Origin of the sequence: Pseudomonas sp. NPDC088890 (genome assembly GCF_044900155.1) — a bacterium.
In the GTDB taxonomy this organism is placed as follows: Bacteria; Pseudomonadota; Gammaproteobacteria; order Pseudomonadales; family Pseudomonadaceae; genus Aquipseudomonas; species Aquipseudomonas urmiensis.
The window spans coordinates 53,712-72,025 of record NZ_JBJDNG010000007.1 but is presented as its reverse complement, the minus strand read 5'-3'; the positions used below and the strand labels follow the sequence as shown (position 1 = coordinate 72,025).

19 protein-coding genes and 1 pseudogene are annotated in these 18,314 nt (G+C 62.7%); 9 read left to right on the top strand and 11 right to left on the bottom strand.

Going from position 1 to position 18,314, the window contains the following annotated elements; genetic code table 11:
- The first annotated feature begins 169 nt into the window (after positions 1-169).
- The 7 genes and pseudogenes from ACI2JX_RS16245 to ACI2JX_RS16215 all read left to right on the top strand — a co-directional run bounded on the left by ACI2JX_RS16245 (position 170) and on the right by ACI2JX_RS16215 (position 6,476).
- Positions 170-1,349: pseudogene (locus tag ACI2JX_RS16245) on the top strand (porin).
- A gap of 158 nt (positions 1,350-1,507) precedes the next feature.
- Positions 1,508-1,675, top strand: a complete 168-nt coding sequence (locus tag ACI2JX_RS16240; protein ID WP_264232819.1) for a general stress protein — start codon at positions 1,508-1,510, stop codon at positions 1,673-1,675.
- Between the two features lie 271 nt (positions 1,676-1,946).
- Entirely contained in the window at positions 1,947-3,269 is a 1,323-nt protein-coding gene (locus ACI2JX_RS16235) for an iron-containing redox enzyme family protein (RefSeq protein ID WP_404690487.1), read from the top strand.
- Positions 3,269-4,222: a class I SAM-dependent methyltransferase gene (locus ACI2JX_RS16230; RefSeq protein ID WP_264232822.1), complete on the top strand. Its 954-nt coding sequence runs from the start codon at positions 3,269-3,271 to the stop codon at positions 4,220-4,222. The genes ACI2JX_RS16235 and ACI2JX_RS16230 overlap by 1 nt, the downstream gene beginning before the upstream one ends.
- A gap of 6 nt (positions 4,223-4,228) precedes the next feature.
- Positions 4,229-5,371: a carboxylate-amine ligase gene (locus ACI2JX_RS16225; protein WP_264232824.1), complete on the top strand. Its 1,143-nt coding sequence runs from the start codon at positions 4,229-4,231 to the stop codon at positions 5,369-5,371.
- 81 nt (positions 5,372-5,452) lie between these two features.
- Positions 5,453-5,590 carry a PSPA7_2676 family Cys-rich small protein gene (locus ACI2JX_RS16220; RefSeq protein WP_264232825.1) on the top strand — a complete coding sequence of 46 codons (138 nt, stop codon included), beginning with the start codon at positions 5,453-5,455 and terminating at the stop codon, positions 5,588-5,590.
- Positions 5,591-5,603: 13 nt separating this feature from the next.
- On the top strand, positions 5,604-6,476 hold the full coding sequence (locus ACI2JX_RS16215) for a Ku protein (RefSeq protein WP_404690486.1): 873 nt from the start codon (positions 5,604-5,606) through the stop codon (positions 6,474-6,476).
- A 584-nt stretch (positions 6,477-7,060) separates the two neighbouring features.
- On the opposite strand, the gene ACI2JX_RS16210 is transcribed toward ACI2JX_RS16215, so the two are convergent.
- Genes ACI2JX_RS16210 through ligD form a run of 6 tightly spaced genes read right to left on the bottom strand, consistent with a single transcriptional unit; the run spans position 7,061 to position 12,845 of the window.
- A complete protein-coding gene (locus ACI2JX_RS16210) occupies positions 7,061-7,723 on the bottom strand; it encodes a glycosyltransferase (RefSeq protein WP_404690485.1) in 663 nt (220 codons plus the stop codon).
- Positions 7,720-8,319 carry a bifunctional 2-polyprenyl-6-hydroxyphenol methylase/3-demethylubiquinol 3-O-methyltransferase UbiG gene (locus ACI2JX_RS16205; protein WP_264232830.1) on the bottom strand — a complete coding sequence of 200 codons (600 nt, stop codon included), beginning with the start codon at positions 8,317-8,319 and terminating at the stop codon, positions 7,720-7,722. The genes ACI2JX_RS16210 and ACI2JX_RS16205 overlap by 4 nt, the downstream gene beginning before the upstream one ends.
- Positions 8,316-9,071, bottom strand: a complete 756-nt coding sequence (locus ACI2JX_RS16200) for a PIG-L deacetylase family protein (RefSeq protein ID WP_264232832.1) — start codon at positions 9,069-9,071, stop codon at positions 8,316-8,318. Before ACI2JX_RS16200 ends, ACI2JX_RS16205 begins: the two co-directional genes overlap by 4 nt.
- Positions 9,068-10,111, bottom strand: coding sequence for an acyl-CoA dehydrogenase (locus tag ACI2JX_RS16195; RefSeq protein ID WP_404690484.1), 1,044 nt, complete (start codon positions 10,109-10,111; stop codon positions 9,068-9,070). Before ACI2JX_RS16195 ends, ACI2JX_RS16200 begins: the two co-directional genes overlap by 4 nt.
- Positions 10,108-10,356, bottom strand: a complete 249-nt coding sequence (locus tag ACI2JX_RS16190) for a hypothetical protein (protein WP_264232835.1) — start codon at positions 10,354-10,356, stop codon at positions 10,108-10,110. The genes ACI2JX_RS16195 and ACI2JX_RS16190 overlap by 4 nt, the downstream gene beginning before the upstream one ends.
- Entirely contained in the window at positions 10,356-12,845 is a 2,490-nt protein-coding gene (gene ligD, locus ACI2JX_RS16185) for a DNA ligase D (RefSeq protein ID WP_404690483.1), read from the bottom strand. The genes ACI2JX_RS16190 and ligD overlap by 1 nt, the downstream gene beginning before the upstream one ends.
- 153 nt (positions 12,846-12,998) lie before the next feature.
- On the opposite strand from ligD, the gene ACI2JX_RS16180 reads away from it, so the two are divergent.
- Complete coding sequence (locus tag ACI2JX_RS16180) at positions 12,999-13,475, top strand: phosphotransferase system, HPr-related protein (RefSeq protein ID WP_404690482.1); 477 nt, start codon at positions 12,999-13,001, stop codon at positions 13,473-13,475.
- Positions 13,476-13,477: 2 nt separating this feature from the next.
- The gene (locus ACI2JX_RS16175) at positions 13,478-13,654 is read left to right on the top strand and encodes a metallothionein (protein ID WP_264232840.1); all 177 of its coding nucleotides are present in this window, start codon (positions 13,478-13,480) and stop codon (positions 13,652-13,654) included.
- A gap of 173 nt (positions 13,655-13,827) precedes the next feature.
- On the opposite strand, the gene ACI2JX_RS16170 is transcribed toward ACI2JX_RS16175, so the two are convergent.
- Genes ACI2JX_RS16170 through ACI2JX_RS16150 form a run of 5 tightly spaced genes read right to left on the bottom strand, consistent with a single transcriptional unit; the run spans position 13,828 to position 18,143 of the window.
- Entirely contained in the window at positions 13,828-14,256 is a 429-nt protein-coding gene (locus ACI2JX_RS16170) for a hypothetical protein (RefSeq protein ID WP_264232841.1), read from the bottom strand.
- A gap of 29 nt (positions 14,257-14,285) precedes the next feature.
- Positions 14,286-15,245: a lysylphosphatidylglycerol synthase domain-containing protein gene (locus ACI2JX_RS16165; protein ID WP_404690481.1), complete on the bottom strand. Its 960-nt coding sequence runs from the start codon at positions 15,243-15,245 to the stop codon at positions 14,286-14,288.
- Positions 15,245-16,447, bottom strand: coding sequence for a cardiolipin synthase ClsB (gene clsB, locus ACI2JX_RS16160; protein ID WP_404690480.1), 1,203 nt, complete (start codon positions 16,445-16,447; stop codon positions 15,245-15,247). The genes ACI2JX_RS16165 and clsB overlap by 1 nt, the downstream gene beginning before the upstream one ends.
- A complete protein-coding gene (locus ACI2JX_RS16155) occupies positions 16,444-17,229 on the bottom strand; it encodes an endonuclease/exonuclease/phosphatase family protein (protein ID WP_264232847.1) in 786 nt (261 codons plus the stop codon). Before ACI2JX_RS16155 ends, clsB begins: the two co-directional genes overlap by 4 nt.
- Positions 17,226-18,143, bottom strand: a complete 918-nt coding sequence (locus ACI2JX_RS16150) for a DUF72 domain-containing protein (RefSeq protein WP_264232849.1) — start codon at positions 18,141-18,143, stop codon at positions 17,226-17,228. The genes ACI2JX_RS16155 and ACI2JX_RS16150 overlap by 4 nt, the downstream gene beginning before the upstream one ends.
- Between the last annotated feature and the right edge of the window lie 171 nt (positions 18,144-18,314).

The following is an 18,314-nucleotide window of genomic DNA, read 5'->3' as shown; positions in this document are numbered from 1 at the left end:
TGCCACTTTAGCCGGGTGACACGGGCGGACAAGGGATTAGTTCGCTGTGCGCCATCCACTCGCGCCCGGCCAAGGCACTGGCCAATCGCTGCCAAGGCAGCGTAGGGCAGGGCGCACGCGCTTTCGATAATCGGCCCGACACTCGTCCCTACCGATTGCGGAGCGCGCCATGCACAACAATAACAATGCCCAACGCCTTATCCTGCCGCTGCTTGGCGGCCTTGCCAGCCTGGCCCTGAGCCCAATGGCCAGCGCCGAGATCATGCTCTATGACAAGGACCAGACCACCTTTTCCACCGACGGCTACATCAACGCCTTCTACGTCAACAGCGATATCGACCGGGCTGGCGAGCAGTACGACCGCCGCCAATCGCGGGTGAAAATGGGCTTTTTGCCCAACACCCTGGGCTTCAACATGACCCGCCAGATCGACGACCTCAAGCTCGGCGGGCGCTCCTCGTTCTGGGTCACCATCAACGACAGCGAGACCAACGGCACCGACACCGCCATCGATGTGCGCCAGTTCTACGGCACCGTGGCCAACCCCGAATGGGGCGAAGTGCTGATCGGCAAGGATTTCGGCCTGTTCGCCCGTTCCAACATCCTCCTCGATGAACTGCTCGCCGGTTACGGTCAGGTCAGCGACACCCTGGGCCTGGTAGACGGCGGCGGGGTCTCGTTCGGCAACATCGGCAGCGGTTACCTACCCGTTCCCGACCTCGCAGATCACCTACCGCAGCCCGCAAATGGACGGCCTGCGCATCGCTGTGGGCATCATGGACCCGGTCGATACCAACGATGACAGCGCGGTGGGCAAGGCCTACCAGGAAAACCCGCGCACCGAGAGCGAGATCACCTACCAGTTCGACCTGGCCGGGGCGCAGATCTACAGCTGGCTCAACGGCAGCTACCAGACCTCCGACAACACCGACAGCACGGTCGAGTCGGTGACCTCCAAGGGCCTGGGCTATGGCGTGCAGGCCAAAATGGGGGCGTTTTCCCTGACCGGCTCAGGTTTCACTGCCAAAGGCATCAACCCGTTTTTCACCAACAACGCCGGCGAGGCGACCCTGCGCGAGGTCGACAGCAAGGGCTACCTGCTGCAGGGCTCGTATCGCTTGGGCAAGAACCGTCTGGCGCTGTCGTATGGCAAGACCGAGGATGATGGCAATGGCGCGGTCAATACCGGGGCCGACTATCAAACCCGCGGTATTGCCTTGTTCCACGATATCAATGACAACCTCACATTGGTCGCCGAGTACAATCAGTTCGAGATCGATGGCCATGAAGGCGATGCGCAGAACGAGGACACTGACACCTTCGCCGTGGGCGCAGTGCTGACCTGGTAGCGCGCAAGCCTTGCGCACCAAATAAGCGCCTGGCGCTTATTTAATGCCGCCGGTCAGGCCGCTAAGGAAATAAAGCGAATCCACGCTTATCGCCGTACTCCCACACTATGTACGGCGCAGCGCTGTGCATTTTCCTAAGCCTCATGAGGTTCATGACCATGGCTAACAAAGAAAGTGGCAAGTCGGGCAGTCAGGGCGGTACCAAGAACCCTGGCAATTTCGCCAATGACCGGCAGAAAGCTTCCGAAGCCGGCCGTAAAGGCGGCCAGCAATCGAGCACCACTACCGACCGCAGCGAGTCGGGCCGCAAAGGTGGCCGCTCGTAAATGAAGCACGCAGTGCCGTTTGCGCGGCACTGCGTTTTTCTTCGCAGGAGGACAGCCCATGCGCCTAGTATCTACCGTTTGCCTGTTGAGCAGCCTTGCGCTGCTTGGCGGTTGCTTTGACCGAGACACAGATCATCCGGCCGAAGACGCCGACCAAAGCAAGCCTTCACTGCAAATGCAAAAACCCGATCAACCTGCACCGCAGCCAACCCCCGGCCCTGAGCCGATCCCCCAAGACACCAAACGTCCGTAGTTGGGCAAGGAGTCAGGCATGACGGTGATGACCCGCAAGACTGGCCTGCTGGTACCGGCCCAGAGCAGCAACGTACAACAGCGCTACCTCGCCTTGCTGCAAGGCGAAAACGGCGCGCAGTGGCTCGCCGGACAGTTGCAACGGGCCGCGCAATTGCCTGATGACCTGCCTGATGATCCGCAGCAACTGGCGCAGTGGAGCGCACACGCCGCTGCTCGGGTCGCGCGTGACTACGCAACCTATCTCCAACAGCGCCGCCAGGGCGAACCCCGGCGATATTTCGCCAACCGGGCGCAGGCGCTGTGGTACTTGCAGCACGTCGCTCCGACCAAGGCGGTCGATGGCGCCTGGTTGCACGGCACCTTGCACCAGTGGCGCGACCCACGCTACCACGGCCTGATCCGCACTTATCTGGAAGAGCTGGGCGACGGCGATTCGCGCTGTAACCATGTGTTGATCTACCAGCGCCTGCTCAGTCGCCTGGGTTGCCTTGAGTCGATTGCGCTGGACGACGCCTGCTATTTACAAGGCGCTGTGCAATTGGCCTTGGGGCAGAACACCGAGCAGTTCCTGGCTGAAGTGATCGGCTACAACCTGGGCTACGAACAACCGCCGCTGCACCTGTTGATCACCACCTATGAGCTGGCTGAACTGGGTATCGACGGGCACTATTTTCAGCTCCACGTCACCATCGACAATGCCGCCAGCGGCCATGCCCAGCGCTCGATCCAGGCCCTGCTGCAACTGTGTCCGCAATCCGACACGCAGGCGTTCTACCAACGCGTGCGACACGGCTATCGCTTGAATGACCTAGGCGTTCCGGCCGCCGAGTTGATAGCCCGTTTTGACCTACAGGGCGAGCTGTTCGCAGCGCTGGAGCGCAAACGTGGATTTGGCCAGTTCATGCACTCTGACCATTGCAAGCTGCAAGGCCGTACGGTCAACCAGTGGTTGGCAGGTCCAGAGGCGATCGCTGAGTTCGTCCAAGCGATGCAAGCGCAAGGCTGGATCAAGCGCAATCAAGCGCCGGATCAGAGCCGCTTCTGGGGTTTGATTGAAGGCCCCTCGGCCGCCATGTTCGGGGTCTTCAGCGCGTACGAAAAGCAGCTCTGGTACGACTGGATCGCCGGTGACTGGCAAGGGCCCAGACCACGCCGGCTGATACCCGGCAGCTGGGAAACTGAATCATCCGTGCAACCCTTGGTGGCCGACCCTGCACCCGAGGCTATTGAAGTGCTGATCGAGCGGATGGCTGGCAACCGCCACGCATTGCCAGAAGGCCTGCTGGCCACCCAGGCTTATATCCGCGCAACCGGGCTTACCCAGGAGGGCGCGCACTGATGCAACTGTCCCAGGCGCAAATCCACGCTGATCAAGCCCTGCTCCAGCTGGGCCAACGCTTGCGCGCCGATGGCTACCGCTTTACCTGCGTCACGCCCGCCACCCATGCGCGCAACAACGCTCGCCCCGGCGCCGAGCAGGCGCACAATGTGCGCGATGTGTTTGGCTGGAGCCGACCGTTTGCTCCCTCGCTGATGTCTGCCGATGAACTGGCACTGCTACACACTGCGCAGGTTGTCGAGCAACAGGCTGAGCTGTTGCGCAGCAAGGTCCGCTGGTCGAACTTGGACGAGCTGCTGCTGGTGCACTCGGCCTATCCCACCGAGGCCAGTGATTCGGTGTTTTTCGGCCCGGACAGCTACCGCTTCGCCCAGGTCATTGGCGATCATCTACAACGCAGCCCCGAGCCGGTCCAGCACGCCGTAGATATCGGCTGCGGCGCGGGTATTGGTGCGCTGTTGATTGCCCAGGCCGCGCCCCATGCCCAAGTCAGTGCGGTCGACATCAACCCGCTGGCGCTGCGCTACACCGCGATCAATGCCGCGTTGGCCGGGCTCAGCAACGTGTCCGTCGAGCCAAGCGACCTGCTACAAGGGCTGACGGGCAGCTTCGACTTGATCGTCGCCAACCCGCCGTACATGCTCGATACCCAGCAGCGCCAATATCGTCATGGTGGCGCTGCGCTCGGCGCTGAGCTGTCGATGCGGATTATCGAGCAAGCCTGCCAACGGCTGAGCCTTGGCGGGACGTTGCTACTGTACACTGGCGTTGCCATCGTCGAAGGGCGCGATGCCCTGCTGCAAGCCGCCCGCCAACGCCTGGCGGGGCCGCGCTGGAGTTGGCTGTATCAAGAACTGGATCCGGATGTATTTGGCGAGCAACTGCTTGAGCGTGGCTATGAGCAGGTCGAGCGCATCGCCGCGGTTGCCTTGCGCGTTACCCGCATTGGCTGACGGGCCATGTACCGGCCATGTACCTTTGGCATCGAGGAGGAATACCTGTTGGTGGACCTCGCCAGCGGTCGTGTGCTGGGTTCACCCTCGCCAGCGATAGCCAGGCGCTGCCGGGAGGTCGCCGGCAGCTACTTTGCCGAAGAAATGTTTCGCTGCCAGATCGAAATCGCCTCACCGGTGTTTGCCAACCTGCACCAGGCACGCGGCTTTTTTGTTGAATACCGGCAACGCCTGAACCAAGCACTGGCCGAGGAGGGCGCTGGCCTCTACTGCGCTGCCAGCCACCCCAGCGCCCATTGGCGGCGTCAACGACCGCGGAGCTCGGCGCACTTCCAGCAGTTGTTCGACGATTATCAACAGGTAGCCAAGCGCAGTCTGTTGTCTGGCCTGCACGTGCATGTCGGCGTGCCGCCCGGCTGCGATCGCATGCAGTTGATCAACCGCGTGCTGTATTGGTTGCCGTTGCTGCTGGTCATGAGCACCTCGTCGCCGTTGTGGAGCGGGCAGAACACCGGCTACATGAGTTATCGGCGGGTGATCTGTGGCGAGTGGCCGCACATGGGCCTGCCCGAGCCCTTGGCCGACTGGGCGGCCTACCAGCGCTACCGCGCCTTGCACCAGCGCACCGGTGCCCTGGCCAAGGACGGCGCGTTCTGGTGGGCGATACGGCCGTCGCAGCGCTATCCCACGGTCGAGCTGCGCATCTGCGATGCCTGCCCGCAGTTGGACGACGCACTGGCCATCGCTGCAGTATTTCGTCACCTGGTCGAGCAGTGCGCCATGGCGCACTACAGCCCCTTGCCGCTCAGCCGTGAGCAGCACTGGATCACCCAGGAAAACTACTGGCGGGCGCTGCGCTACGGCCGCCACGGCCAGTTCCTCGGCGTTCATCAGCAACAACCGGTCACTGCCCAAGCCTGGCTGGCGCAACTGCGCAGCCAGCACCCACCGGATACCGCGGATGCCGAACGAGCCTTCATCCATGGTCTGAACATCCTCGAGCAAGGCACCAGTGCCGATCGCCAGCTCAGGTGCCTGGCACAGGCCCGTGGCGCCGGGCTGGACAGCACCAGGGCATTGCGTCAGGTGGTCGCTCAGGTGCTGGCCGAAGGCCGTAGCTGCGCCAGCGGCGCAAATCCGCTGCCATAGGGCAATACGAGTAAACCTTCGTGCCAGCGCGCAGTCAGTGCAAGTAAGAGCCCGCGACAGCGCGGGTCAAGGAGGTGGCTAATGAAACTCCTCTGCCTGCTGCGTGGCTGCCAGTGGCGCAGCACGCTCAGTGGTGAAATTGCCGGGCTACAGTGTCAATGCTGCGAACGTTGCGGCGCCTTGCGCTACTGCCAGTCTGGCCAACCCTGCCAACCCTAGGAGCTGAACGACCATGGCCCGGGCAATCTGGAAAGGCGCGATCAGCTTCGGCCTCGTGCACATCCCTGTCACCCTCAACACCGCCGTGCGTACCGAGCGGGTGGATTTCGACTGGCTGGACAAGCGCAGCATGGACCCGGTCGGCTACAAACGGGTGAACAAGGCCACCGGCAAGGAAATCGACAAGGACAACATCGTCAAGGGCGTGCAGTACGAGAAAGGCCGCTACGTGATCATCAGCGAAGAAGAAATCCGCAACGCCCGGCCGGAAGCGACCCAGACCATCGATATCTTTTCGTTCGTCGAGGCCAGTGACATTCCCTTGCAGCACTTCGATACCCCTTACTACCTGAGCCCGGACCGGCGTGGCGGCAAGGTCTATGCCTTGCTGCGCGAGACCTTGGAAAGCACCGGCAAGGTCGCCTTGGCCACGGTGGTCCTGCACACCCGGCAACACTTGGCGCTGCTGCGGCCGCTTGAGGATGCGCTGGTGATGATCACCTTGCGCTGGCCCGAGGAAGTGCGCGGTATCGATACCCTGGAGCTGGACAAGAGCGTGACCGACAGCAAGCTCGACAAGCGTGAGCTGGACATGGCCAAGCGGCTGGTGCAGGACATGAGCGGGCCGTGGAACCCTGACGAGTATCACGATGCCTTCCGCCAGACCATCATGGACCTGGTCGAAGAAAAGGCCAGCAAGGGCAAGATCAGCGTGGTGGAGAAAGCCGAAGGCGAGGGCGCCTCGAAAGGCGCCGATATCATCGACTTGACCGAGCTGCTCAAACGCAGCCTGGGTGGCAAGGGGGCGCCTGCGCCGAAGAAGAAGGCTGCACCGGCCAAAGAAACTGACAAGAAACCAGCCAAGCGCACGCGCAAAGCTTCTTGATCTGATGGGGGCTGTATCGGCCTCTTCGCGGGCAAGCCCGCTCCCACAGGGACCTAGGTGATTTCCAGTGCGCGCTGTGCTTGCGTCTTCAAAAGGACAGCGCAGACCTGAAAACACCGCGATCCCTGTGGGAGCGGGCTTGCCCGCGAAGAGGCCAGCACAGCCCCTCAACACTCACAGTTTCACAGTGATTAGGTGGTTTCCAGTGCGCGCGGTGCTTGCGTCTTCAAAAGGCAAAACGCAGACCTGAAAACACCGCGATCCCTGTGGGAGCGGGCTTGCCCGCGAAGAGGCCAGCACAGCCCCTCAACACTCACAGTTTCACAGTGATTAGGTGGATTCCAGTGCGCGTTGTGCTTGCGTCTTCAAAAGGACAACACAGACCTGAAAACACCGCGATCCCTGTGGGAGCGGGCTTGCCCGCGAAGAGGCCAGCACAGCCCCACAACACTCACAGTTTCACAGTGATCTAGGTGATTTCCAGTGCGCGCTGTGCTTGCGTCTTCAAAAGGCACAACACAGACCTGAAAACACCGCGATCCCTGTGGGAGCGGGCTTGCCCGCGAAGAGGCCAGCACAGCCCCTCAAATACTCACAGTTTCCAACCCCGCCAGATAATCCCCGAACCCTTCGCGGGCACGGCTGTCCCGCCGGCTACTGGTCGCGACACTGTGCTTCGCCGTCCAGACGATCTGCGCTCCGTGGGCCTCTAACGCTCGTACCAGGTGCACATCTTCATGTGCCGGCAACGGCGCGAACCCGCCCACTTTCGCATACGCCTTGGCGCACACGCCCAGGTTCGCCCCGTGGATATGCCGATGCCCCTCACGCGCTTCATAGCGGCTGCGATACAGCTGGCGCAACGCCGCCTTCTGCCAGGGCTGCCAACGCTCGATGTGCACGGTGCCGCACACCGCATCCGCGGCACAGGCGAGCTGCCACAACAGCCAATGACTGGGCACGCGGCTGTCGGCGTCTGTACAGGCCAACCACGAGGCGCCACGTTCAAGCATCAGCGCCGCCCCGGCACGCCGGGCAACGCCCACGTTACCCGCATCGACGGCGAGCGTGTCGACCCCATGGCGCCTCGCAACGGCGGCACTGCCGTCGCTGCAGCGATCGAGCACGACCAACACCTCGACCCGATGGCCCGCCTGCTCGGCCAGCAGAGCGGCGGCCTTGACCGATTTCAGGCATCGCCCCAGACGCCGGGCTTCGTTATGCGCCGGTATGATCACTGCAATCATTCGCACCTCTCATCCAGATCAACCACGCTGGGCTGGCACGACCAGTATTCGAGCAAAAAATCGGCCTCTTCATGGCGCAGCACGGGGTACAGCGGTAAATGCTTGGCTAGCAGGTCATGCACTTGGCGGCCATCCTGCGGGCAACCGGCAATCGGATGGCGCCAATGACAAGCCAGCAGGCCGCCGTCGTAATCAAGGCTGGCGACCGATTGCTCGATGACTTGCAGCCAATCGGTAGGGTCCAGGTAATAACCCACTTCGCTCAACACGATCAGGTCGAAGCGTTCCCCCGGCCAGTCTGCGGGCAAGTGGCCTTGTTCGACGCGGGCATGATCCACTCCGGCCAGCCGCTCACGGGCAAGGTTGACTGCGGTGGGGTCGAGGTCCTGGCACAGCAAGCTGGCACAGCGATCGGCCAGCAATACGCTGAGTTCGCCATTGGCGCAGGCCGGCTCGAACACCCGCTCGTAGCATTGGCGTGGCAGGCTGGCCATGACCAGGTCGCGCTTGCGCCGCTCGTACCAGCGGGTACGAAAGGCCCAGGGGTCATCGTTACCGGCATACAACTGGGCGAAGTACTGCGCATCAAGGCTCATAGGAATACCAATTCGAAGGGTTGCAGAAGACAATCGAGCAAGCGTTGGGGCAGCACCGCTGGCGTGTCGCCGTCAGGCTGCAACTGGCTGGCATGGGCGGCGAGTGCCTGACGCTTACGGGCCACAACGGCCTCATCCAATTGGATACGGTGCGCCCGTGGCCAAGGCAGCCGCGAGTCGTCTGGCGTTGCCCAGTGCCAGGCCCATACTGGCACCTCGGCCAACTGCGCCTTGCGTGCCAGCGCCGCTTGAGCGGCAGCACGGCCCACCGCCTCGTGATCGCAATGGCCATCGTTGCGCCAAGTGGTCAGGATCAGGTCGTCGGGCTTGAGCAACTGGTTCAGGTGATTGACCAAAAATGCTTCATCGCGGGGCAGGGCGCCGTCTTTAAGGTTCAGCCGCCGCCAGTCCAGGGTGTTCAGGTCCAGTTCCAACTGCTGCAAGGCATGGCGACTCTCCAGCGGACGATGGCGGCGTAGGCGATGCTCGGTCCACAGTGTCGAATGAGGGTGACTGCCTTCGCCATCGGTAACCGAGATCAGCACCAGCTCCTGCTCACGGCCTTTGAAGCTGGCCAGCAAGCCTCCAGCCATGAGGATTTCATCGTCCGGGTGCGGTGCCACCAGCACCAGGCGGCGGCCTGGCGGACATAGCTGCTGGGGGGCGATCCAACTGGCCCGGGCCAGGTGTGCAGAGTGTTGCCAGTCGGCCCACGGGGTGCCAGCACTGGACTGGATCAGGTTCTCGCTCATAGTTGCCAGGCTCCTGTTGGCAGCTGCGCCAGCTGTACGCCAAGGGCAGCCAGATCGCGTTCGGCATGGCTTTGCCGCAGAAAGACCGGCAGGTCGGCGCTGAGCCTGGCGAAGTGACTGTTGCGGCAGAAGGGGGTGGCGCCAAGGGCGCGGCCGACGTGGCGGATCACGCCGTCCACCGCCTGTTCGACTTGGGCGCGGGTGCGGCGTACCTGCAAACTGGCGTCGGCCGTCGGCTGCTGGTCGATCCAGCCGGCACATTGGCGTAGGGCGGCGCTGGCGCCTAGGAGCGCCGCATCCACAGCGCCAAGATGAGCCGCGGCGTGCGGCTCGGGGCTCGGCTTTGCGCAATGCGCGCGCAGATACGTGGCCAGCGCCTGCGCAGCGCCATACCAGCATGCGGCGATACCTGCGCCGCCGTGCCAGAACCCCGGGCGGGCCAGATACTGACCGGGTTGGCCCACGGCTGTGCCAAGCGAGTCATCGAAGAGGATGTCGGCGCTGGCAGTGCTGGCCATGCCCAGCGCCTGCCAATGATCCGCCGCAAGGGTCAGGCTCGGATCGGACAGGTCGATGGCCACCAGTTGCGGCTGCTTGTCCTGGTCCCAGGCAGTGATCAAGGCGCGGTCGATCTGCAAGGCACCCGAGCACCAGGCCTTGCGCCCGCGCAGACGCAGCTGGTCGCCGGCACGGTCGACGATCTCTACCCGAGCATCGGGCGGCTCAGCGGCGTACACCCCCCAGATGCCATCATCTGCCAGTTCCGGTGCACCGCATTCAGCCAGAATCGCCAGGGCGTCGGTGTGCCCTTCGAAGAGCTTGGCCAGTGCCAGGTCGCAGCCAGCGACTTGCGCCAGGATCTGCCAACGTTGCAGGGTCTGGCCCTGACCTGGCAACGGCAGCACATCCAGATGCGCGGCTTGCAACGCCCGCATCAACTGCGCCAGCTGCTCCTCGAGCAGCAGTGGCTGCTCGCGCGCGGCGAATGCTTGCAGCAGGCCTTCCAGGCGTGGCGGGGCAAGATTTGTAAAGATATTCATGTCTGCGACTCCATGCTCATGTTCTTCTTCCAGCCGCGCAGGTTCATGGCTGCCAGACAGAACTGCAGCACGATCAGCGCCCAGGCCTGGATCTGCCAGCCCCACAGCACCCACAGCACGTTGCTGGTGATAAAGCAGCAAAAACCCAGTCGCCGCCGCCCAGGCTGGCGCGAGCCAATGCACCAGGCGGCCAGTACGGTCAGGAGCATGGCGGGCCATTGCAGCAGGTCGATCCACTGCTCCATCACGTCAACCCCAGCTGCTTGCGCATCCGCGCGGTAATCATCTGGCGGGTTTTGCCTAACTGCGCCCAGGGGTCATCGACCTCGGCCAGACGCTCGCGAATGTTGCTGATAGTCCATTGATTGGCGGCCTTGAGCTGGGGCAGCTCTTCGCGCCAGATCGGCACCGAGACCGGCAGCCCTTCGCGCGCGCGCAGCGAATAGGCGCACGCGGTGGTGGCGCCTTTGCCGTTGCGCAGGTAGTCGATGAAGATCCGCCCGACGCGGTTTTTCGGCCCTGACACCGCGCTGAGCCGATCCGGAAACAGCTTGGCCAGGTAGTCGACGATGGCGTGGCTGAAGTCCTTGACCTGGTCCCAGCTGTCGCGCCGGCTCAGTGGTATGACCAGGTGCATGCCCTTGCCGCCGCTGGTCTTGAGGAACACCTGCAAACCCAGCTCATCGAGCAGGGTCAGGGTCAACTGGGTCGCCTCGACCATGGATTTCCACGGCAGCGCAGGGTCTGGGTCGAGGTCCAGAACGAACCGATCGGGCTTGTCGAAATCCTTGTCGGTGGCGTTCCAGGTGTGCAGTTCGAGCATGTTCATCTGCACCGCGCCCAGTAACGAGTCAGGCCGATTGAGGACCATCGCCGCCTGGCCAGCCTTGGCTTTTTCGTAACTGAGCACGCCTGGGATGTGCAGCTGGCCGGCATTTTTTTGAAAGAACAGCTCGCCGCTCAGCCCCTCTGGGGCGCGGACCAGCGCCACGGGGCGGTTTTTCAGCTGGGGCATGAGCCACTTGGCGACGTCAGCGTAGTACTCGGCGATCTCGCGCTTGGTCACACCCGTGGTGGCGTCGATGACCCGCTCGGGGTGGGTCAGGTGCAGGTCGCTCAAAAGCGTGTTCTCCTTGTTCTTGGCGGCTTGGTTCGCCGGGCGTTCCAGGTCGATCGACTGCGCCGGCTTGTCGTCGCGAAGGCCATGAAACACTGCATGGCGCACCACGCCGTCGCGGGTCATCTGGGCATAGGCGACCTCGGCCAGCAGCGTCGGCTTTAACCAATGCACTCCACGCGCCTCGGCGCCTGTGGGTGGCTTGGCCAGGGCGGGTTTGCCGACCTCAAGGGGTTTGAGTCGGGCATGGATACTGGCAAGGGTGGTGGCGGTAAAGCCTGTACCGACCTTGCCGGCATAGCGCAGCGCGCCGCTGTCGCTGTCATGCAGCGCCAGCAGCAAGGCGCCAAAGCCACTGCGGCTGCCCTTGGGGTCGGTGTAGCCGACGATGACGAACTCCTGGCGCTGTTGGCACTTGAGCTTTATCCAGTCATTGCTGCGCCGGCTGACGTAGGGACTGTCGAGGCGCTTGCCAATCAGCCCTTCAAGCCCCAGGCGGCAGGCACTGTCGAGCAACGACTGCACCGGCTCATCGAAATCGGCAGAAAAATTGAGTACATCGCTGCGATCTTTCTTCAACAGCTTGGCAAGCTGTTCGCGACGCGCCTGCAGCGGCGTCTGGCGCAAGTCCTGGCCATCGAAGAACGGCAGGTCGAACAGGTAATAGCTGATCTGCTCGTCGCGCTCGGTGTCGAAGGCGTTCTGCAACGCTTGAAAATCAGCCACGCCGTTGTCGCCAGTGACCACCATTTCGCCGTCCAGCCAGGCGGACTTGAGCTTGAGCTTGCGCAGGGCCTGGACCTGATGCGGCATCTTCGCGCTCCAGTCATGGCCGTTGCGGGTGAACAGGCGCACGTCATCGCCATCGATGCGGGCCAGAATCCGGTAGCCGTCGAATTTCACCTCATAGTGCCAATCGCCACTGGGTGGCGAGTCGACCAGGGTCGCCAGTTGCGGCTGCAGATGATCAGGCAACGCTGTCTTGGCTGTAGAGGTGGCGCGCTTGCGGCTGGCAGCGGGGCGCTTGGCCGGTTGGTCGGCGACCTTGGCGCGCCGGGTCACCAGCGTGCGATCACTGAGCACGCTATCGGGTTGCGCCTCGACGATGCTGTATTCGGCTTCGCTGCGCGCCTCGCCGTCATGCGACTTGACCAGCATCCACTGTTCTTTCTTGCCTGCCAGATGAGTGCGAAACAGGTTCCACACGCCGGAGAGCTTTTCTCCTTGCAAGCGAAAGCGCAGCTTGCCCTTGGCGTAGCTGGCATGCGGATCGCCTTCCGGCTCCCAAATGCCGCGGTCCCAGACGATCACATCGCCCGCCCCGTAGTGCCCCTCGGGGATATTGCCCTCGAAATCGGCGTAATCGAGCGGGTGGTCTTCGACGTGCACGGCCAGGCGCCGGACCTTCGGATCGAGTGACGGCCCCTTGGGAATGGCCCAGCTTTTCAGCGTGCCATCGAGCTCCAGGCGAAAGTCATAGTGTAGATGGCTGGCATCGTGCTTCTGGATGCAGTACTGCAAGGCATGCACCTGCTTGCCGCGCTGGCGCTTGCCCGCAGGCTCAGGGGTAGCGCTGAAGTCGCGCTTGCGTTGGTACTCCTGCAAGGGTTTGGCCATGACCAGCTCCGGGACGATTGGCGAGTCTCTAGAGGTGGGAGAGGCCGGCGCCAGACAGAGTTCAATCTGTTGACGGGCGCCACCTGGCAGAAACTCTGAATCATTGCCCGGGCTTGGCAGTCGACCGAGTGAACCCTTTGCCGGAGAACCAAGATGGCCCAGCCAGATGATCGGAAAAACCGCCCTCAGGTCGAGATCGACGACACCGAGGACCGTATGGGCAGCGTCCACGAACTGGATTTCGACGAGCGCAAGGACCAGCGCCAGGGACGCATTGGCGATGAGCGTCCGGAACGCGAAGTGGACCACCAATACCCAGCGCGGCGGGTTGCCGAGAGTGGCATGACCGGCGGTGAGGCCCTGAGCGACAGCCTGCACGAGGACAACGTCACCCTCGACGATCTGAGCCCCGACACCTTGTATGACCAGACCGGTGCCCGCGATGCCGATGAACTGGGAGACGGCGATGGCCCGGCTGATCAAACTCTGCGCGAAGTCGAGGCCAATGAGATTGGTGGTGGGATTGGCCTGGATGAAGCAGAGCTGGCCCGCTCAGCACCGCTGGACGGCGAGCCTTGGACCGATGAGGTTTCGCCGGTTGATTCGCACGATGAAGAGAAAAGGAGCTGACCATGAACGATCAACGCTGCGCCTGCCCGCACTGCAATTGCCCGGTAGACGCCAATGCTGTGCAGCAAGGAGGCAAGGCCTATTGCTGTGAAGCCTGTGCCACAGGGCATCGTAATGGTGAACGGTGCCGGATGGGTGGTTGTTCCTGCGGCAAGCCTGATCCATCTGAGCAGACCTAAGTTTTTGGGGCCGCGCTGCGGCCCTTCGCGGGCGAGCCCGCTTCCACAGGGACGGCGTGGACTTCAAAATAGGTATCTTTCTGATACGACGCTATCTTGGCTCGCCGCCGTCCCTGTGGAAGCGGGCTCGCCCGCGAAGGGCCGCAGCGCGGCCCCAACAGCCATCTCACCGGTCAGTGAGTCTGCCAGATACCATTGTTCCGCTCACAATCGTTACGCGCCTGCCCCAGGCTTGGGGTGTCGTAGTAGTAGGTGATCACCCGCGCATCCTTGGACAGGGCTGGCCGGGTCGAGGGTTGGTCACTGCCGGCGGCTTTCGGATTGGCCAGTGATTCCTGGGTCAACGGCGCGATGCAGCTGCCAACGCTGCCATCGGCGCAGCGGGCGACCTTATGCTTCTCGGTGCTGAGCATGTCCTTGCTTTCATTGCTGCATGACCAGTTGATCGCCTCGGCAGGCATGTTGCTGTAGCTGTAGCAGGTATGTCGGTCCACCGGCGTGACCGCCTCGCTGGACGAACGCGTGATCACATCGCAGGCCTCGGCCAGCACCTGGGTACTGGTCAAGCTTGCCAGCACCAACAGTAGAACAGGGACACGCATGGCTAACCTCCTGGGCCGTCGGCCCTTGTTCAGGTCTTGCGCAATGTCGCCTTGCCCTGCTGGCGCATGGCCCTGGCGCGCTTTTCCAGGACCAGATAGGCGACCACCGCCAGCAGTAGCGGAATCAAGTAGTACAAGGTGCGATAGCCAAGCAGCGCCGCCACCAGCGTACCCTGGCCCAACTGCCCATGGAGCAGGGCGAGGAACACCGCCTCGAGCACTCCCAGGCCCGCCGGAATGTGCGCCACTACACCGGCCACACAGCTGATCAGCAAAATACCCAGCACCGAGGGGTAGAACAGCTCATGCGGCAACAGCCAATGAATCAGCGCTGCCATCAAGGCCCAGTTGCTGGCCCCCAGTGCTACCTGACACAGCGCCAGGCGCAACGAGGGCAGGGTGATCTCATGCTCACGCCACTGCCAGGTACGCCGCTTGGCAAAGGCGCAGGCCAGCAGGTATCCGGTAACGATAGCCAACAGCAGAAAACCGATCAGCTGCAGCCCGGTAACGCCTACGGCCCAGCTGTCCGGCAGCTTGACCTGCCGGGAAGCGAACACCACGCCAGCGAGCAGCATGTAGCCCATCCAGTTGGTCAGCAGACCCAGGGTAAGGATCTTGGTGATGGTCGCGGTATCCAGCCCTAGCCGGCCATACAGCCGATAACGCAGGGCGACCCCACCCACCCAGGTGGTGAAATTGAGGTTGAAGGCATAGCAGACGAACGCCACCGGTAATACCTGGCGCGCCGGCAACGGGTGACCCGTGTAGGCCCGGCCGAGCAGATCGTAGCTGGCAAATACCAGATAGCTGCATAACGCCAGCACCAGGCCGATCACCAGGGTACTGGGTTTATAGGCGAGCAACGATTGGCGCACCTCGTTCCAGTCCAGATTGCGCGCCAGGGTATACAACAGCACAGGAATCAGGATCAGGATCGCCACGGTGAACAGCCGTTTGGCCCAGGTATGCCAGCGCTTGGTCTGCATCAGGTCTTACCCTCGTGAAAGTTGGCGTGGCTATCAGTGTCCGGTTGCAGCGATTGCAGGCGCTGGCGATGGGCCGGGAACCAGCCGGCGACGCGGGGGAACCAGCGGGTCAGGTGGAAACCCATGAAAATCAACGGCGCTCGCCACCAATAGCCGCGAATCATCCGCTCCAGGGTGACCGCCTTGCATTGCTGCATGGCCAGCTCGTGGAGGTGCTGGTAGAGCATCTGGTTGAAGGCGCGATCGCGAATCAGCAGATTGGCCTCCAGGTTGAGCGATAGACTCAACGGGTCGAGGTTGCTCGAGCCGACCGTCGACCACTCCTCGTCGACCAGCGCAACCTTGCCGTGCAGCGGCCGCTGGCAGTACTCGTGAATGCGCACGTTATCGCGCAGCAGGTAGTTGTAGAGCAGCCGGGACAGCGCCCGGACCCAGCGCATGTCCGGTTGCCCTTGCAGGATCAAGGTCACCTCGACCCCGCGGCGGGCGGCATTGCGCAGTTCTCGCAGTAAGCGATAGCCGGGGAAGAAGTAGGCATTGGCCACTACAATCCGCCGCTGGGCCTGGCGAAATACCTGCAGGTACTGCTGCTCGATGTCGGTACGGTGGCGGTTGTTGTCGCGCTCCACCAATACCGCACTGGCGTTGCCGGTAGGCGCTGTGACTGGCCGCACCTGGCTTGGCGGTTCCAAGACGGGTGCCAGCAGCCGTCGACTGGACGCGTGTACCTGGGCCACCACCGGCCCTGTGACTTCTACGGCGTAATCCTGCTTGGCCATCGGCCCGAATTCGCCCAAGTGGTCGAGGCAGTAGTTGATTCCGCCAATAAACGCCCGCTCGCCGTCGACCACGACGATCTTGCGGTGCAAGCGACGAAACAGGTTGGTGCGCATCCCGACCAGCCGCGGCTGCGGATCGAAAGCGTGAAAACTGACCCCCGCCTCGGTCATGGCCGCGATGAACTGATCGGTCAGGTCCGCTGTGCCGTAGCCGTCGACCGCCACTTCGACCCGCACGCCGCGCTTGGCAGCGTCGATCAGGACTTGCTGCAACTGCTGGCCGACCTTGTCCTCGAAGATGATGAAGGTTTCCAGCAGAATCTCTTCACGCGCCTGGGCCATGGCCTCGAACACGCGTGGGTAGTACTCCTCGCCATTGATCAGCAGCTGTACGCTGTTGCCGTCTGTCCAAGGGGTTTTCACAGGCTCACCTCCGCAACCAAGGGCGCATGGTCAGACAAGTGCGACCACGGGTATTTGGCCAACACCTGGGCTTTGCAGGGCATGGCGTTACGCAGGTAGATGCGGTCCAGCCGGAGTAGCGGCAGGCGTGCCGGAAAGCTGCGGGCGGGCGTGCCAAAGTGCTCGCCGAACGCCTCCACCAGCCGCTCCGATAGCAGCGCATCGGCCTTGAGCCGCCAGTCATTGAAGTCTCCGGCGACGATCACCGGCGCCTTGGCTGGCAGGCTGTCAAGAAACTCCAACAGCAAACGTACCTGGCGCTGGCGATGGGCTTCGCGCAAGCCCAAATGCACGCAGATGGCATGCACCTGCTCATGCCCAGGCACTTGCAGGCGGCAATGCAACAAACCGCGCTGCTCGTTGCCGGCAATGCTCACATCCAGGTTGTGGTATTCGCTGATGGGAAACTTCGACAGCAGCGCGTTGCCGTGGTCACCGTCGGGATACACCGCATTGCGCCCATAGGCGAACTGCGGCCACATGCTGTCGGCAAGAAATTCGTACTGCGGGGTCTGCGGCCAGGCGGCATGGCGCTCGGCATGCCGCTCGTGGCTGCCATGCACCTCCTGCAAGAACACCAGGTCAGCCCCCGTGGCCCGAACCGCTTCGCGCAACTCAGGCAGGATGAAACGCCGATTGAAGAAGGTGAAGCCCTTGTGCACGTTGATCGTCAGTACATTGAGCCGATGCACCGCTGTCTCGCTGTCGATGATCTGGCGCGGGTCGGTAAGCGTTGAGTTCACAGTTCAACCTCCGGTTCCACTCCGGGCTCGGTCACCAGCTCACCATCGAGATTGAGCTTGGCCAGCAGGCGGCGGGCGTCATAGGGCGCATGGACCTTCTGGTCGTTATCGAAATAGCAGTAGACATCTCGCGACCGCCGTTTGCGCGGCGCGTGCGCGCTGATCAGCTGGGCATCTGCCGGCTGCTCACCCTGGCTCCAGGCTTCGACGCGCATGCGCCAGCGGCGTAGGGCGCGCGAGGTATAGCCGCTGCTGTACAGCTCGACATCGCCATGCAAGCGCATATAGACGAAATCGGCGGTCAGGTCTTCGACGTAGGGCCATTTGCCGGCACTGTCGGCGACCACCAACGCGACATTGTGGGCGCGCAGCAGCTTGATGAACGACTCACAGAGAAAGCTCTCGTGGCGGATCTCGACGGCATGGCGCAACGGCGCGTCTCCCTTGACTTGGCTACCGCCATTGCCCAGCAAGCGCTCGGCGCAATGCTGGGCACAGCGCCGGGCGGCCTTGCGGTCGAACGGCAACAGCTCGAGAAACTGGCTGAAACGCTCCTCGTCATAGTGCATGTTCGGTGGAAACTGCCAAAGGATCGGCCCGAGTTTGTCGCCCAGCAGTAAGGGGCCGGAGGCGAAAAAGTTGGCCAGCGGCTGTTCGATGTCTTTAAGCCTGCGCATATGGGTGATGTAGCGCGGCCCCTTGACCGAAAACACGAAGTCCTGCGGGGTTTGCTCAGCCCAATGAAGATAGCGCTCTGGCGTTTGCAGGCTGTAGAACGAGCCATTGATCTCGATGCTGTTGACTGCCCGCGAGGCGAACGCCAGTTCGCTGTCCTGGGGCAGCCCTTCGGGGTAGAAATCTTTGCGCCAGGGGCCATAACGCCAGCCTGAAATACCGATACGGATCTCGCTCACACTGCCTCCTTCAATCCTGGAACGGGAATCAGGCGATCCTTGAGTTGCGACCTTTGCCCATCGCCCAGGGTTCAGCAGGATTTGACGAATGGCCCGGGCTTGCAGGTGTGCATGAGTTGAACTTTGCCGCGCCGGACGATTCCACCAAAGGTGGGCAATGAGTTTCATCGC